The sequence below is a fragment of the Vibrio sp. 2134-1 genome (genome assembly GCF_033339495.1).
Map to the genome: position 1 here is coordinate 1 of NZ_JAWOUS010000677.1, position 596 is coordinate 596.

At 46.3% G+C, this 596-nt stretch carries 1 protein-coding gene; it reads left to right on the forward strand.

Annotated features, from left to right (window positions below):
• A partial coding sequence (locus R7R78_RS27910; protein WP_225474825.1) for an ATP-binding cassette domain-containing protein occupies window positions 1-596 on the forward strand: 596 nt, incomplete at both ends.

Consider the following 596-nt stretch of genomic DNA (forward strand, 5'->3'; position numbering starts at 1 on the left):
GACTTCACTGAATCCGTACATGCGGGTCGGTATTCAAGTGGCGGAAGCCATGATGTGTCATCGCTCAGTCAATCAGCGCAAAGCCAAAGAACGTGTGCTTGAACTGTTTGATTTGGTTCATTTGCCGAACCCGCAACAAGCCTATGATAAGTATCCACATGAGTTTTCTGGTGGTCAGTTACAGCGCATCATGATTGCCATGGCGCTAATTAACGAACCAGACATCTTAATTGCCGATGAACCGACAACCGCGCTTGACGTTACCGTTCAGGCGGAAGTGCTACTGCTGATTAAAGAGATTCAAGCAAAAATGGGGATGGCTATTTTATTTATCACCCATGACCTAGGCGTGGTGAAACACTTTGCCGATCGTGTGTTGGTGATGTGCAAAGGTGAGGTCGTTGAAGAAGGCATCACTGAGCACTTGTTTTCTGAACCTCAGCATGAATACACCAAAATGCTGATTAACTCGATTCCGAAAGGAAGCAAAACCCCCGTTGATGAGAATGCGTCGGAATTGCTCAACGCTGAAGACATTCGTGTGAAGTTTTTGGTGACGCCTCACTTTATCCCAAGCAAAAACGAGTACTTCGAAG